Origin of the sequence: Colwellia sp. 75C3 (genome assembly GCF_002836255.1) — a bacterium.
In the GTDB taxonomy this organism is placed as follows: Bacteria; Pseudomonadota; Gammaproteobacteria; order Enterobacterales; family Alteromonadaceae; genus Colwellia.
This window is the reverse complement of the sequence record NZ_PJAU01000013.1, coordinates 1-500: the sequence shown is the minus strand read 5'-3', so window position 1 is coordinate 500 and position 500 is coordinate 1. Positions and strand designations below refer to the sequence as shown.

At 45.8% G+C, this 500-nt stretch carries 1 pseudogene; it reads right to left on the bottom strand.

Annotated elements, in window-relative coordinates:
- Window positions 1-500: pseudogene (locus CXF85_RS00095) on the bottom strand (cadherin repeat domain-containing protein); the annotation flags it as partial.

Below are 500 nucleotides of genomic sequence, written 5' to 3'. Positions count from 1 at the left end.
GCCGTCATCAACATCGCCTGTGGTCGCTAAAGTCCCAATTACCGCACCAACTGCATTTTCGTCTACATTCTGATTAGTTAAAGTAATACCCGTTGGTGCTTCGTTGACGTCACCGACATTCAAGGTAAATTCTTGTGTCGTTGGTAGACCACCGCTGTCTGTTGAGGTGACGGTGATCGTAATGCTCTCAGCACTTTCATGATCAAGACTAACACCGGCTTTAAGTTTCAGTGCGCCATTAACCACTTCAAAGCGCGTATCATCAACACTGTAACTGTGGCTATCGCCGTCATCAACATCGCCTGTGGTGGCTAAGGTACCAATTACCGCACCAACTGCATTTTCGTCTACATTCTGATTAGTTAAAGTAATACCCGTTGGTGCTTCGTTAACATCACCGACATTCAGAGTAAATTCTTGTGTCGTTGGTAGACCACCGCTGTCTGTTGAGGTGACGGTGATCGTAATGGTTTCGGCACTTTCATGATCTAAGCTTTCAA